The organism is Qipengyuania profundimaris (assembly GCF_030717945.1).
Classification (GTDB): domain Bacteria; phylum Pseudomonadota; class Alphaproteobacteria; order Sphingomonadales; family Sphingomonadaceae; genus Qipengyuania; species Qipengyuania profundimaris.
In genome coordinates this window covers 780,496-794,554 of the sequence record NZ_JAVAIM010000001.1, presented here as the reverse complement: position 1 = coordinate 794,554, position 14,059 = coordinate 780,496, and the positions used below count along the sequence as shown (strand labels likewise).

General features: G+C 64.1%; 14 protein-coding genes and 1 tRNA gene. 9 read left to right on the top strand and 6 right to left on the bottom strand.

Features of this window, described 5'->3' with window-relative positions; all coding sequences use genetic code 11:
- The first annotated feature begins 13 nt into the window (after window positions 1–13).
- Together Q9K02_RS04020 and Q9K02_RS04015 are read left to right on the top strand one after the other, a co-directional pair.
- Entirely contained in the window at window positions 14–1,903 is a 1,890-nt protein-coding gene (locus Q9K02_RS04020) for an acetyl/propionyl/methylcrotonyl-CoA carboxylase subunit alpha (protein WP_305931731.1), read from the top strand.
- Between the two features lie 112 nt (window positions 1,904–2,015).
- Window positions 2,016–3,566 carry an acyl-CoA carboxylase subunit beta gene (locus tag Q9K02_RS04015; protein ID WP_305931730.1) on the top strand — a complete coding sequence of 517 codons (1,551 nt, stop codon included), beginning with the start codon at window positions 2,016–2,018 and terminating at the stop codon, window positions 3,564–3,566.
- Here the strand turns inward: Q9K02_RS04015 and Q9K02_RS04010 are convergent.
- The gene (locus Q9K02_RS04010) at window positions 3,563–4,828 is read right to left on the bottom strand and encodes a multidrug effflux MFS transporter (protein WP_305933439.1); all 1,266 of its coding nucleotides are present in this window, start codon (window positions 4,826–4,828) and stop codon (window positions 3,563–3,565) included. The genes Q9K02_RS04015 and Q9K02_RS04010 overlap by 4 nt on opposite strands.
- A 65-nt stretch (window positions 4,829–4,893) precedes the next feature.
- Between Q9K02_RS04010 and dinB the strand changes: the two genes are divergently transcribed.
- On the top strand, window positions 4,894–6,021 hold the full coding sequence (dinB, locus tag Q9K02_RS04005; RefSeq protein ID WP_305931729.1) for a DNA polymerase IV: 1,128 nt from the start codon (window positions 4,894–4,896) through the stop codon (window positions 6,019–6,021).
- Here dinB and Q9K02_RS04000 read toward each other — a convergent pair.
- The 4 genes from Q9K02_RS04000 to Q9K02_RS03985 form a co-directional block, all read right to left on the bottom strand.
- The gene (locus Q9K02_RS04000; RefSeq protein ID WP_305931728.1) at window positions 6,018–6,488 is read right to left on the bottom strand and encodes an NUDIX domain-containing protein; all 471 of its coding nucleotides are present in this window, start codon (window positions 6,486–6,488) and stop codon (window positions 6,018–6,020) included. The two genes, dinB and Q9K02_RS04000, sit on opposite strands and share 4 nt — an antisense overlap.
- Entirely contained in the window at window positions 6,476–7,096 is a 621-nt protein-coding gene (locus Q9K02_RS03995; protein ID WP_305931727.1) for a 6-phosphogluconolactonase, read from the bottom strand. Before Q9K02_RS03995 ends, Q9K02_RS04000 begins: the two co-directional genes overlap by 13 nt.
- Window positions 7,097–7,170: 74 nt before the next feature.
- Window positions 7,171–7,632: a Dps family protein gene (locus tag Q9K02_RS03990; RefSeq protein ID WP_278327616.1), complete on the bottom strand. Its 462-nt coding sequence runs from the start codon at window positions 7,630–7,632 to the stop codon at window positions 7,171–7,173.
- 89 nt (window positions 7,633–7,721) lie between these two features.
- Window positions 7,722–8,282: a TMEM165/GDT1 family protein gene (locus Q9K02_RS03985; protein WP_305931726.1), complete on the bottom strand. Its 561-nt coding sequence runs from the start codon at window positions 8,280–8,282 to the stop codon at window positions 7,722–7,724.
- 79 nt (window positions 8,283–8,361) lie between these two features.
- Here Q9K02_RS03985 and Q9K02_RS03980 point away from each other — a divergent pair, with 79 nt between their 5' ends.
- Together Q9K02_RS03980 and Q9K02_RS03975 are read left to right on the top strand one after the other, a co-directional pair.
- Window positions 8,362–9,156 (top strand): SDR family oxidoreductase, encoded by a 795-nt coding sequence (locus Q9K02_RS03980; RefSeq protein ID WP_305931725.1) that lies wholly within the window; start codon window positions 8,362–8,364, stop codon window positions 9,154–9,156.
- 32 nt (window positions 9,157–9,188) lie between these two features.
- Entirely contained in the window at window positions 9,189–10,232 is a 1,044-nt protein-coding gene (locus tag Q9K02_RS03975) for a PLP-dependent cysteine synthase family protein (protein ID WP_305931724.1), read from the top strand.
- Between the two features lies 1 nt (window position 10,233).
- Here the strand turns inward: Q9K02_RS03975 and Q9K02_RS03970 are convergent.
- A tRNA-Gly gene (locus tag Q9K02_RS03970) sits at window positions 10,234–10,307 on the bottom strand.
- A gap of 158 nt (window positions 10,308–10,465) precedes the next feature.
- On the opposite strand from Q9K02_RS03970, the gene Q9K02_RS03965 reads away from it, so the two are divergent.
- The 4 genes from Q9K02_RS03965 to Q9K02_RS03950 all read left to right on the top strand — a co-directional run bounded on the left by Q9K02_RS03965 (window position 10,466) and on the right by Q9K02_RS03950 (window position 14,049).
- Window positions 10,466–11,680, top strand: a complete 1,215-nt coding sequence (locus tag Q9K02_RS03965) for a DUF819 family protein (protein WP_305931723.1) — start codon at window positions 10,466–10,468, stop codon at window positions 11,678–11,680.
- Window positions 11,681–11,717: 37 nt separating this feature from the next.
- The gene (locus Q9K02_RS03960; RefSeq protein ID WP_305931722.1) at window positions 11,718–11,999 is read left to right on the top strand and encodes a hypothetical protein; all 282 of its coding nucleotides are present in this window, start codon (window positions 11,718–11,720) and stop codon (window positions 11,997–11,999) included.
- A gap of 85 nt (window positions 12,000–12,084) precedes the next feature.
- The gene (locus Q9K02_RS03955) at window positions 12,085–13,578 is read left to right on the top strand and encodes a CoA-acylating methylmalonate-semialdehyde dehydrogenase (protein ID WP_305931721.1); all 1,494 of its coding nucleotides are present in this window, start codon (window positions 12,085–12,087) and stop codon (window positions 13,576–13,578) included.
- Window positions 13,579–13,581: 3 nt separating this feature from the next.
- On the top strand, window positions 13,582–14,049 hold the full coding sequence (locus tag Q9K02_RS03950; RefSeq protein WP_305931720.1) for a hypothetical protein: 468 nt from the start codon (window positions 13,582–13,584) through the stop codon (window positions 14,047–14,049).
- Window positions 14,050–14,059 lie beyond the last annotated feature (10 nt).

The window sequence follows — 14,059 nt, the reverse complement described above, 5'->3', positions numbered from 1 at the left end:
CTAGCGCACATCCATGATTTCAAAGCTCCTCATCGCCAATCGCGGCGAGATCGCCTGCCGCATCATCCGCACTGCGCGCGCCATGGGGATCGCCACGGTGGCGGTCTATTCGGATGCCGATGCCAAGGCGCTTCATGTCCGGCAGGCCGACGAGGCGGTGCATATCGGACCCTCACCCGCGGCGGAGAGCTATCTCGTCGGCGAAAAGATCATCGCTGCGGCCAAACAGACCGGGGCGGAGGCGATCCATCCGGGATACGGCTTCCTGTCGGAGAACGCGGACTTCGCGCAGGCGGTGATGGATGCCGGGCTGATCTGGGTCGGCGCGCCGCCGTCCTCGATCCGCGCCATGGGCCTGAAGGACGCCGCCAAGAAGCTGATGCGCGAGGCGGGCGTGCCCGTCACTCCCGGCTATGACGGCGACGACCAGTCGGCGGAGCGCCTGAAGCAGGAGGCCGACGCGATCGGCTATCCCGTGCTGATCAAGGCGGTCGCCGGCGGCGGTGGCAAAGGCATGCGCAAGGTCGATGCGGCCGAGGACTTCCTGACCTCGCTCGAAAGCTGTCGGCGCGAGGCCAAGGCGAGCTTCGGCAATGACGACGTGATCCTCGAAAAATGGATTACCTCGCCCCGCCATATCGAGGTGCAGGTGTTCGGCGATAGCCATGGCAACGTCGTCCACCTGTTCGAGCGCGACTGTTCGCTCCAGCGCCGCCACCAGAAGGTGATCGAGGAAGCCCCCGCCCCCGGCATGGACGAGGCGACGCGCGAGGAAATCTGCGCCGCCGCCGTGCGCGCGGCCAAAGCGGTCGATTACGAGGGCGCAGGCACGATCGAATTCATCGCCGACGCCAGCGAAGGCCTGCGCGCCGACCGCATCTTCTTCATGGAAATGAACACTCGCCTGCAGGTCGAGCACCCGGTGACCGAGGAGATCACCGGCGTGGACCTCGTGGAGTGGCAGCTGCGGGTGGCGAGCGGTGAGCCGATCCCGCTGAAGCAGAACGAGCTAAGTATTGAGGGCTGGGCTATCGAGGCCCGCCTTTATGCCGAAGACCCGGCGACGGGATTTCTGCCGAGCACGGGGCGGTTGGAATCCTTGCTTCTTGATGATCGCTGGGCCCGTATCGAGACTGGGGTGGAGGAGGGCGACTCCGTTACTCCGTTTTACGACCCGATGATTGCAAAGGTGGTGGTCCATGAAGATGACCGCGATCAGGCTATCGAAACACTCAAGCGGTCATTGAATCATAGTTTCGTCGGACCCGTGAAAACCAACAAGGGCTTCCTGTTCGAGTGTCTCGACAATAGCGACTTCGCCGATGCCAAGCTCGACACTGGTTTGATTGGTGCCGCCGGTGACAAGCTTATCTCGCAAAAAGTGCCGGACAAGAGTGTCGCAGACACAGCCGCAAGGCGATACAAGGGTGATAGGTTCGGTTGGGGTGGATATGACCCGATCCTCGACGAGCTTTTCGGCTTTCGATTGAACAAACCAAGCGAGAACACCGTAACGCTTTGGTGCGGCAGCGAAACCTTCGCAGCAACGACTAAGGGTGGGCGGCCCTGTCCGAACACCTATCCTAGTTTAGATGAAGGGATCATCGTTACTGATCGCGGTTTCGACTACACGTTCTATCCCCATCCCCCGCGAACAGGAGGAGCAGCCTCCGCCGCCGACGGCGCAATCCTCGCCCCCATGCCGGGCAAGGTCATCGCGGTCGATGTGGCCGAGGGCGATGCGGTCACGGCGGGCCAGCGGCTGATGGTGCTCGAGGCGATGAAGATGGAACACGCGCTCACCGCGCCGTTCGACGGGACCGTCACCGAACTCTCCGCCAGCGAAGGCGGGCAGGTGCAGGTCGAAGCGGTGCTGTGCCTGGTGGAGCCTGCGGAAAAATAGGGCTTCACAAGCATCTCAGTCATTGCGAGCGTAGCGAAGCAATCCAGTCCCGATGTGTTCTGGATTGCCGCGTCGCCTGCGGCTCCTCGCAATGACGTGTGGGGAGAGAATGGTGAGCTGGGAAAAAGAACTCAAAGAACTGCGCCAGCGCGAAGCCCTCGCCGAGCAGATGGGCGGCGCGGACAAGGTCGCGCGCCAGCACGGCCGCGGCAAGATGGATGCGCGCGCGCGTTTGGCTGCGCTAGTTGACGACGGCTCCTTCCGCGAGATCGGCAAGATCGCGGGCAAGGGTTCCTATGACGAGGACGGCAATCTCGAGTCCGTTCTCCCCGCCCCTTTCCTGTTCGGCAAGGCCACCATCAACGGCCGCCCGGTGGTCGCCACGGCGGACGATTTCACCATTCGCGGCGGCGCGGCGGATGCCGGGATCAGCCGCAAGATGGTGCAGGCCGAGAAGATGGCGCACGAGCTCAAGCTGCCCATCATCCGCATGATCGACGGCACCGGCGGCGGCGGGTCGGTGAAGACGCTCGAGCAGATCGGTGCGACCTATATTCCCGCCGTGCCCGGCTGGTCGGACGTGGTCAAAAACCTCGACACCGTGCCGGTCGTCGCGCTGGCGCTCGGGCCCACGGCAGGGCTGGGCGCAGCACGGATCGTCGCCAGCCATTATTCGATCATGGTCAAAGGCCTCAGCCAGATCTTTGCTGCCGGACCCGCCGTGGTCGATGGCCTCGGCGAAAGCTACAAGGGCTCGGACGATCACCAGCAGGCCAAGGAAGACCTCGGCGGCAGCGGCATCCACACGCGCAATGGCGTGGTCGACGACGAAGTCGCCAGCGAGGCCGAGGCCTTCGCCCGCGCGCGCCATTTCCTCAGCTTCATGCCCGAACATGTCGGCCAACTCGCCCGCCGCACCGAATGCCGCGACCCGGCCGATAGGCGCGAGGAAGCGCTGCTCTCCCTCGTCCCGCGCGCGGGCAAGCAGGTCTATTCCATGCGCCGGTGCCTGGAGATGGTGTTCGATCAGGGTACCGTATTCGAGATCGGCAAGATGTGGGGCCGCGCCTGCATCACTGCGCTGGCCCGGCTCGACGGATGGCCGGTCATGGTGCTCGCCAGCGATCCGAGCTATCTCGGCGGCAGCTGGGACGCCAAGACCAGCGAGAAGGTCGAGCGTTTCGTGAAGCTCGCCGACCGGTTCCGCCTGCCGATCGTCCATCTGGTCGACAACCCCGGCTTCATGATCGGGCGCGAGGCGGAAATGGCGGGCACGATCCGCTACGGCGTTCAGGCGATGAACGCGGTCTACAAGGCCAGCGTCCCGCTCGCCAGCGTGGTGCTGCGCCGCGCCTATGGCATCGCCGGCAGCGCGATGAGCAATGCCGAAACCTATCAATACCGCTTCTGCTGGCCGAGCGGCGACTGGGGCAGCCTGCCGATCGCAGGCGGGCTGGAGGTCGCCTACAAGTCCGACCTCGAAGCCGCCGAGGATCCGGAGGCAGAACTTGCGGCGATCCGCGAACGGTTGGACAAGGTCACCTCACCCTTCCGCAGCGCCGAGCGCTTCAATGTCGAGGACATCATCGACCCGCGCGACACCCGGCCCTTGCTGTGCGAATTCGCGGATCTCGCCTGGCGCAGGCTTCGGTCGGAGTTTTAGTCCGTCTCCGGTTCCGGCGGACCGAACAGAGCGCCGCGTTCACTGAACAGGACGAACACCAAACTCAGCACCGCGGTACACAGCAGCGCCAGCGCGAGCGGGCGGGCCGTGCCGTCATACGCATAACCGATGAACGCGCCCAGCAACGCGCCGCTGGTCATGCGCAGGAAGCCCTGCGCCGAACTGGCCGCGCCGGCGATGTGCTTGAAGGGTTGCAGCGCGATGCTGCCGAAATTCGCCCCGATGAAGCCGAGCAGGCTCATGTTGGCGGCCATCAGCGGCACGAAGGTCCACAGGCTTTCGTCCGGCTGATTTGCAAAATAGAGCTGGGCTGCGGCCACCGCGATGAAGGCGAACAGCGCCACATGGCTCACGCGCCGCGCGCCATACCGCTCTACGATGCGGCTGTTCGACCAGTTCGCGATCGCCATGCAGCCCGCGCAGATGGCGAAGATCAGCGGGAAGCGGTCGCCCGCGCCGAAGGCCTCGCCGATCAGCTGCTGGCTGGAATTGATGAAGCCGAACAGCCCGCCGAAAACCAGCGCGCTGCCGAGCGTGTAGCCGATCGTCTCGCGCAAGGTGACGGCCTTTCGCATGTTGCGCGCGATCACCGGAATGCGGATCTCCTGCTTGTCGTCCTCATGCAGCGTTTCCGGCAGGCGGACATAGACCCACAGGCTCATCACGCAGCCTGCGACCGCCATAGCCGCGAAAATCCAGCGCCAGTCGCCGAATGCCAGCAGCACGGCCTGCCCGATGCTGGGCGCGACGGCGGGCACGAGCAGGAAGATCACGAAGATCAGGCTCATCATGCGCGCCATCTTGTCGCCGCCCACGCGGTCGCGGATGATTGCGGGCGGCAGGGCGATGATGCCGGCGGCGAAGAAGCCTTGCGCCGCTCGAAGGCCCACGAGCATGTCGAAAGTCGTCGCCAGCGCGCAGGCGACCGACAGAACGATGTAGAAGAAAAGGCCGGTGAAGAGCACGGGCCTGCGCCCATACCGATCTGCAAAAGCACCCGGCACCAGCGTTCCGATCCCGGCAGCGAGCAGATAGGCGCCGACCACGAACTGCCGGTCGTTACCCTGCGCCCCCAGATCGCCCGCCAGCGCGTCCAGCGCGGGCAGGATCGCGTCGATCCCGAAGGCATTGAGTGCCATGAGCAGCGCCATCATCCAGATCAGCTCGCGCTCGCCGATGCGCGGGCGCGTCGCCGCCACGGCCGAAGGGCGTTCGCCTGAAGCTAGCTGATCGTTTCGCATCTGCACAAAATGGCAGGTGGCTCACAAGGTTCCGCTTTGCAACCCACTGCCCTATCTATTCCTGCATGAGCGATGGCGAAAAACGCACGGATGACGAGGAGGCAGGCGAGGCCGACGGCCTGCGCAAGATCATCCATGTCGATATGGACGCGTTTTTCGCCAGCGTCGAACAGCGCGACAATCCGGAGCTTCGCGGCAAACCGGTCGCCGTGGGCGGATCGAGCGGGCGCGGGGTCGTCGCAGCAGCGAGCTACGAAGCGCGCAAGTTCGGCGTGCGCAGCGCCATGCCTTCGGTGACGGCCAAGCGGAAATGCCCCGACCTGATCTTCGTGAAGAGCCGCTTCGACGCCTATCGCGAAGTCAGCCAGCAGATCCGCGCGATCTTCCGCCACCACACCGACCTCGTCGAGCCGCTGAGCCTGGATGAGGCCTATCTCGATGTCACCGAAGACAAGCTCGGCATCGGCAGCGCCACCCGCATTGCGGAGCTCATCCGGCAGGAAATCCGCGCCAAGACACGCCTCACCGCCAGTGCGGGCGTGAGCTACAACAAGTTCCTTGCCAAGATCGCCAGCGATCAGAACAAGCCCGACGGGCTGTGCGTGATCCGCCCCGGCGAGGGTGCGGAGTTCGTCAGCACGCTGCCGATCCGGCGTTTCCATGGCGTCGGCCCCAAGGGCGCGGAGAAAATGGCGCGGCTCGGTATCGAAACCGGCGGCGATCTCGCGGCCAAGGACATCGAATGGCTGCGCGCGCATTTCGGCAGCTTCGCCGATTATCTCTACCGCGCGGCCCGCGGCATCGACCTCAGGCCCGTACGCTCCAGCCGGACGCGCAAATCGGTCGGCGGAGAACGTACCTTCAGCCGCGATCTCTCCTCCGGCAGCGAGTTGCGCGAGACGATGGAGGAGATCATCGATATCGTCTGGGGCTATATCGAGCGGGCCGAAGCGAAGGGTCGCACGGTGACGCTCAAGATGAAATACAACGACTTCACGATCTTCAGCCGGGCAAAGACCGTGGATACGCCGATCACCGACCGGGAAACCTTTGCCGGTATCGGCCGCGCACTGCTGGAAGAGGTCCTGCCCCTACCCATGCCGATCCGCCTGATGGGCCTGACGCTGTCGAAGCTGGAAAGGAATGGCGAGGCCGAGAAGCCGCGCCCGGACGCCCAGCTCAGCCTACTTTAGCTACGGCGCTTGGTGTAGACCTCCAGCCGCCGCCGTGCGCTTGGTGCAAGGGGTTCGGGCAGCGAATGGGTCGGGAAAAAGCGCGCTTCCACTACTTCGCGGCCGTCCGGCTTGGGCATGTCGTCGACCACGCCGGTGAAGACATGCGCCACATGCGGGGCGCCCGACAGCGTTTCATGCACTTCGCCGAGCGGCTTGAGCCCATCGATCTCGCAGCCGGTTTCCTCGCGCAATTCGCGCCGCGCGGCATCTTCGGGATCCTCGCCTCGCTTGAGCCCGCCGCCAGGGATGTACCAGCCCGGCGGCCCGTAACTATGCCGCACGAGCAGCACCTGCCCTTCCAGGTCGCGAGCGATCACGCAGACCCCGTGCGGCGTCACGCCGCGCCACTTGCGCCAGTGATGCCGCGCCTTGTGCGCGACACGGAGAGCCTGGCGAAACAGCGGTGCGGGGATCAGACGAAGCATGTCACCTGTTGCTTAGCTGCGCCGAGCAGCCGCGCAATCGGCAAATCGTTCTTGCCCGCCGCCGCCGCATCGAACACCGTGCGCTTCTCCTCCCCGCGCATGACGAAGACAAGCGCGTCGCTGGCAAGCAGCGAGGGCATGGTCAGACTGATGCGGTCGAAGGGGGCTTCCGGCGGAAGCGGATCGGGCGTCAGACGCAGGATCGGTCGCGGATCGTCTGGTTGCGGGTCGGTATTGGGAAAAAGCGAGGCAATGTGGCCATCAGCGCCCATGCCCAGCCAGGCGAGATCGAAATGCGGTACGGCCTCCATTATCGTCAGCGTGACGACCTCGGCCCCCGCAAGCTCGAACAGGGCACGCAGCTTGCCGGTATTGGACGCCTCGTGATCTTCCGGCACTATCCGGTCGTCGCCGGGCCACACGACGAGACGTGACCAGTCCAGATCCTCTTCGAGCAGTTTTTCCATGATGGGAAAGGGCGTCGAGCCGCCGGGGACGGTGATGGTAACCGGCCCTTCGCTCTGCTTCATCCGCGTGCCGATTTCGCGCGCGAACCAAGCGGCAATCGCCGCATCGTCCGCATTTTCGATCAATGTAATGTCAGCCATGCCCTCTGATACACGAAGGCCGCCCGCACCCAAGGGTGAAGGCGGCCGAAACCGTGGCGCGAATGGCTTTTCGTTTATTTCGATGTCTGATTGAGGAACCAGATCCGCTCCTCGCACTGGTCGATCCAATCGTCGACGATACCGCTTGTCGCATTGTCGCCGACCTCTTCGGCGGCTTCCTTAACTTCGCCGAGGCGCTTGTGCAGCAGGCGGTTATCGTCGCGGAGTTCCGCGACCATCGCATCGGCGGTCAAGGTGACGTCGTCCTGGTCTTTGATGCGAGTCTCGGACTGCACCATTCCGATCGAGGTCAGCGTGTATTCGTCGTTCTTGCGCACGCGCTCGCCAAGATCGTCGACGGTGCCGATCAGCTGGGCTGCCTGTTCGTCGAACAGGACGTGGAGGTCGCGGAAGCGCGGTCCTGCAACGTGCCAGTGGAAGTTCTTCGTCTTGAAATAGAGCGCCATCGTGTCCGCCAGCGCGCCGTTGAGCGCTGTAACGAGTCCGACTTTTGCGTTGTCGCCGAGTTCGGCCATGTGAATTTCCCTTTTGTCTTTGGATTACACGTGTGCAACGGATAACCTATCAATCGGTTTCTCCAACCTTCGCTGAGATAGTAATCGATCTAACCGATCAATCCGCGCGCCGTTAGGCCGAGCCAGATTGCGAGCAGGAGCAGCAACGCGGCGAGACTCACGCGGATGGCCCGTAGTGGCAGATGCTGCAGCTTCTCGCCCAGGAACCAGCCAAGTCCAACTGCTGCCGAACCCCCGATGGCGCCGCCGCTCGCCGCCAGCATCGGCGACGCGAGTGCAGCGGCGAAGGCAGCGATTAGGAAACGCGAGGCGTCCGTCAGCTGCCTCAGGAACAGCACGATCCCGATAGCGCCGAGCGAGCGGGTGGGTTCCTGCGGCTGGCGAGCGCGGATCGGCCAGGCGCACTCGACCGCCGCCAGCAGCATGGCAATCGCGACGAACATGGTTGCCGCGTCGCTTGATAGCTGCCCGGCAAGGGTGCTCCCGAACCACGCGGCGATGAATGCAGTGGCGATGGCTGTCGCCACGGCCAGCAGCAACAGCGCGTACGACGCGCCCAGCCGCTCACGCAGATGCGCGACGAGCAGCTGGTCGCGCGAACCCGTCGCGGCGAGGAAGCTCGCCACCATTGCGAACAGGAAGGATGTCATTTGCGATCGCCCCTTTGGCTTTGCCGTGCACCCGTGCGATAGCACGTCAGATTTTCAGGCAAAGGGTGAGGAGCGGGCGATGGAACTCAAGGCAGGCATGGCAGCAGTCGTCACGGGTGGGGCGTCGGGCCTCGGAAAGGCCAGCGCGCAGGCACTGGCGGATGCGGGCCTCAAGGTGACGATCTTCGACATCGACGAGGATGGCGGCAAGGCACATGCCGAGGCCATCGGCGGCACGTTTGCGCGGGTCGATATCACCGATGAGCAGTCCGTGGTCGACGGCTTCGCAGCAGCACGCGAAGCGCACGGGCAGGAACGCGTGACGGTCCATTGCGCGATGACCAGTCGGCGCGGCAAGACGCTCGGCTGGGACAAGGAAAACGGGCGCTACAAGCGGCTTGCGACCGAGGATTATGCTTTCGGGGCCGAGGGCATCCTCGTATCTTCCTATCGCATTGCCAGCCTGTCCGCGCTCGGCATGGCGAACTGCGACCCGCTGAACGAGGATGGAGAGCGCGGCTGCGTCACGCTGACCGCCAGCGTGGCGGCGCAGGACGGGCAGATCGGCCAGGTGATCTACGGCAGCTGCAAGGCCGGGGTGAACGGCCTCGTCCTGCCGATGGCGCGCGACCTGATGGACATCGGCATCCGCGTGAATTCGGTGATGCCCGGCATATTCGCGACCCCACTGATGCTCGGCATGAAAGACCGCAATCCGCAGATGTGGGACCAACTCAACGCCAGCGTCCCCTTCCCCAAGCGGCTCGGCCATCCCGAGGAATTCGCCTCGCTTATCCTCGAGATCGCGCGCAACAGCTACATCAACGGCCACCAGTTCCGGCTGGACGGGGCGATCCGGATGCCGCCCAAGTGATAGGGCGACAGCGAGTAAGCGAACGCGAATGGGTGAACTGGGCCATCGGGCGGATCGAGGCCGACTTTACGCGCTCGGCCGACACGCATCTCATTCCCCTGCCCGTCCCCGCACTGCCCGACATCGCGATCTATCTGAAGGACGAGTCCAGCCACCCGACCGGCAGCCTCAAGCACCGATTGGCGCGGTCGCTGTTCCTCTATGGCCTGTGCAATGGCTGGATCTGCGAAGGCACACCGGTGATCGAAGCGTCGAGCGGATCGACTGCGGTTTCCGAAGCGTATTTCGCTCAGATGCTTGGCCTCCGCTTCATCGCGGTGGTTCCGCGCTCGACTGCAAAGCCGAAGATCGACGCCATCCAATTTTATAGCGGCGAGTGTCATTTCGTCGATGCGCCGGGTGAGATGTATGCCGCCGCCCAAGCGCTCGCCGACGATCTCGGTGGCCACTATATCGACCAGTTCACGTTCGCCGAGCGCGCGACCGACTGGCGAGCGAACAACAACATCGCCGAATCGATCTTCGCACAGATGGCGCGCGAACCGCATCCGGTGCCGCGCTGGATCGTGTGCGGGGCGGGGACCGGTGGAACATCGGCCACCATCGGCCGCTTCGCCCGATATAACAGGCACGATACGAAAGTTTGCGTCGCCGATCCCGAAGGCTCGGTCTTCCACCGCCACTGGGCCGACCGGTCGGTCACTCGCCTAGAGCACCCCTCCGGCTGCATCGAGGGGATCGGGCGTCAGCGGGTCGAGCCGAGCTTCCTGCCTGACGTGGTCGACCGGATGGAAGCGGTGCCCGACGCCTGCTCAATCGCCGCCGCGCATGAAGTCAGCGAGCGGCTTGGCCGCCGCTGCGGCGGATCGACCGGCACGAATGTATGGGTCTGCGCGATGATTGCCGCAGAAATGGCTGCGCGAGGCGAGGCAGGCTCGATCGTCTCGATCCTGTGCGACGACGGCGTGCGCTACGCCGACACGATCTTCGATGACGGCTGGCTCGAAGCGAAAGGCCTGGACGTGGCAGAACCGCGCGAGCGGATCAGCGCATTCTTCGATACGGGCAAATTCTAAGTGGAGCGGGTGAAGGGAATCGAACCCTCGTCGTCAGCTTGGGAAGCTGCTGCTCTACCATTGAGCTACACCCGCGCGCCGGACGGCGGCATTTGCCGCAGCGTAGAGGTTTGGTCAACGCGAGAAACGCGTTCCTCGTAGCGATGTGGAGCCTGAGGACCAACACCTTGGCGTGCGCAGAAAGAAGACGCTAGGCAGGCGAGCAAGATAACAGACGGGACACCAGACGCATCATGATCAGCGACGATCGCATCATCCTTGGCCTGCTGGGCGCATTGCTCGCCTTCGTTTTTGCGACGCGCGACCGGCCGGGCTGGCAGCGGTTCTACGTCTTCGTGCCGATCATTCTCGTCTGCTACCTCGTCCCGTCGCTATTCGTGACGACCGGGCTGATCGACACGAGCGAGAGTCAGCTGTGGCCGGTGGCGAAGGATTATTTCCTGCCCGCCGCGCTGTTCCTGATGACGCTCAGCATCGACATCAAGGGAATTCTCGGCCTCGGCAACAAGGCGATCATCATGTTCCTGACCGCCACGGTCGGGATCATCCTCGGCGGTCCGCTGGCGCTATGGATCGTCGCGCAGTTCGAGCCTTCGGTGATCGGATCGGGCGACACTGCGGCCTGGCGTGGGCTAGCCACGCTAGCGGGCAGCTGGATCGGCGGCGGTGCGAACCAGACTGCCATGCTGGAAGTCTATGGCTATCCGCTGGAAGGATTTGCTGCCCTGCTCGCGGTCGACATCATCGTCGCGGAGATATGGATGATCTTCCTGCTCTACGGCGCCGGAGCGACCGAGCGGGTCGACCGCTGGCTGGGCGCGGACAGTTCCTCCATCGCCCGGCTGCGCGACAGCATGGCGGATTACTCCGAACGGATCGAGCGCGTGGCCAAGGCCAATGACTATGTGCTGCTGTTCGGCGCGACCATGGCCGTCGTCGGCGCGTCGCACCTGCTCGGCGGATGGATCGGAGGCTGGTTTGCCAGCATGCAGGGCGAGGACGCGACGCTCGCGAGCGAGTTCTTCTGGGTGGTCGTCATCTCCACCACCGCCGGCCTCGCCGCCAGCTTCACCCGCGCGCGAGAATTGGAGGGCGTCGGCGCGAGCAAGTTCGGCGTGCTCTTCATCTTCCTGCTGGTGGCCATCATCGGCACGCGCATGGACGTGACAAAGATCATGGACGCCCCCGCCTTCATGGCCATCGGCGCGATCTGGATGCTGTTCCATATCGTCCTGCTGCTGGTAGTCGCCAAGATCATCAAGGCGCCGTTCTTCTTCGTCGCGGTCGGCAGCAAGGCCAATGTCGGCGGGGCAGCGAGCGCGCCGGTGGTGGCGGCCGCCTTCCATCCGGCCCTTGCCCCTGTCGGCGTGCTGCTCGCTGTGCTGGGTTATGCGCTCGGTACTTATGGCGCGATCCTGTGCGCGCAGATGATGGCGGCGGTCAGCTAGTCCGATGGCAAAGCCAGATCAGTCAAAGCCAAGAAGCGTGCGTTTCGACGACGCAGATTGCTATTTCGACCAATTTGGTTCGGGGTGGATGAAATTGTCCAAAGGTGCGGCCGAAAACGCTGTAGCTCGAATACTGGAAGGTCCAAGCGAGTTGCTGGAAATCGAAGGGGGCATTTGGCGAAATCCGGGCTTTGAGGCCAGGCTCGACGCGATCATCGCTATGCGTCATTTCGACAAATCAGAATACGCCAACATCGTTCGAGAATACTTTCGCGAACTGCCTGACACCTATGATACGTTCATTGTGACGAGCCGCTAATCCAAGTGAAGGTTTCATCTGAAACCGGTTGATTTCGGACGCCTCGCTTGCCAGAGCCGTTGGCACGAAAAGAGAGGAATCTTTCATGCGCCATGTCGACCATTTCATCGCCGGGAATAGCCCCGCCGCCACTCGCAAGCACCAGATCTGGAACCCATCGACGGGCGAGGTCCAGGCCGAAGTCGCGCTGGGCGATGCCGCGCTGCTGCAGAAGGCTGTCAATGCCGCGAAAAAGGTCCAGCCCGAATGGGCGGCGACCAATCCGCAGCGACGTGCGCGCGTGATGTTCGAGTTCAAGCAGCTGGTCGAAGCGAACAAGCAGGAACTGGCCGAGTTGCTTTCGAGCGAACATGGCAAGGTCGTGGAGGATGCGCATGGCGACGTGCAGCGCGGGCTCGAGGTGATCGAGTTCGCATGCGGCATCCCCCAGGCGCTGAAGGGCGAGTACACGCAGGGCGCAGGCCCCGGCATCGACGTCTATTCGATGCGCCAGCCGCTGGGTATCGGTGCGGGCATCACCCCGTTCAATTTCCCCGCCATGATCCCGATGTGGATGTTCGGCATGGCGATTGCGGCGGGCAATGCCTTCATCCTCAAGCCCTCCGAGCGCGATCCGAGCGTTCCGGTTCGCCTTGCCGAACTGTTCCTTGAAGCGGGCGCGCCCGAGGGGCTGCTGCAGGTCGTCCATGGCGACAAGGAAATGGTCGATGCGATCCTCGACCATCCCGATATTCCGGCGATCAGCTTCGTCGGTTCCTCCGACATCGCGCAGTATATCTACTCGCGCGGAACGGCGAACGCGAAGCGCGTGCAGGCCTTCGGCGGCGCGAAGAACCATGGCATCGTCATGCCGGACGCCGATCTCGACCAAGTGGTGAACGACCTTGCCGGAGCCGCTTTCGGCTCGGCGGGCGAACGCTGCATGGCGCTGCCCGTGGTGGTACCCGTGGGCGAAGACACCGCCGACAAGCTGCGCGAGAAGCTGATCCCTGCTATCAACGGCTTGCGCGTCGGCGTGTCGAACGACCCCGATGCGCATTACGGCCCGGTCGTCACGCCCGAGCATAAGGCGCGGGTCGAAGGCTGGATCGACACGGCCGAGAAGGAAGGCGCGGAAGTCGTCATCGACGGGCGCGGTTTCAGCCTGCAGGGTCACGAGGACGGCTTTTTCGTCGGCCCGACGCTGCTCGACCGCGTCACGCCGGACATGGAAAGCTACAAGGAAGAAATCTTCGGCCCCGTGCTCCAGATCGTGCGCGCGAAGGATTTCGAGGAAGCGGTCAAGCTGCCCAGCGAGCACCAGTACGGCAACGGCGTCGCCATCTTCACCCGCAACGGCCACGCGGCGCGCGAATTCGCGAACCGGGTGAACGTCGGCATGGTCGGCATCAACGTGCCGATCCCGGTACCGGTCAGCTATCACAGCTTCGGCGGCTGGAAGCGCAGCGGCTTCGGCGACATCGATCAATACGGCATGGAAGGTTTGAAGTTCTGGACCAAGGCGAAGAAGGTCACCCAGCGCTGGCCCGACGGCGGCGGCGACGGCAGCAACGCCTTCGTCATCCCGACGATGGGCTGATACATGACCCGCCTAGCCCTCGCATCGATTACCGTCTTCGCGCTGTTCGCCTGTTCGCCCGGCCAGACCACGCCGGACGATCCCGCCCCGCAGCAGACCGCCATTCCGGTCGAGCCCGATGGCGGCATCGGCGACGGCGCACCGCCCTTGCCGGAGCTTATCGGCACGATCCCGCCACGCTTTCGCGGGGTGTGGGATTTTGTCGAAGGAAGCTGCGCCCCGGCGTCCGACCTGCGGATTGAGATCGGCGAGGACTCGATCACCTTCTATGAATCCGCGGGCCAGTTGACCGGTATCGAGGACAGCGGGACTGGGAGCGTGATCGTCACGCTCGCCATGGAAGGCGAAGGCGAAACGTGGGAAGAGCGCCGCGAGCTGGTGCTCGAAGATGGCGGAGCGCGGCTGCTTGTCCTGGACCCGGCCGACCCAAGCGCCGGCCGCGACTTGCCGCGCAAGCGCTGCGATAACTGAGGAGGACAAT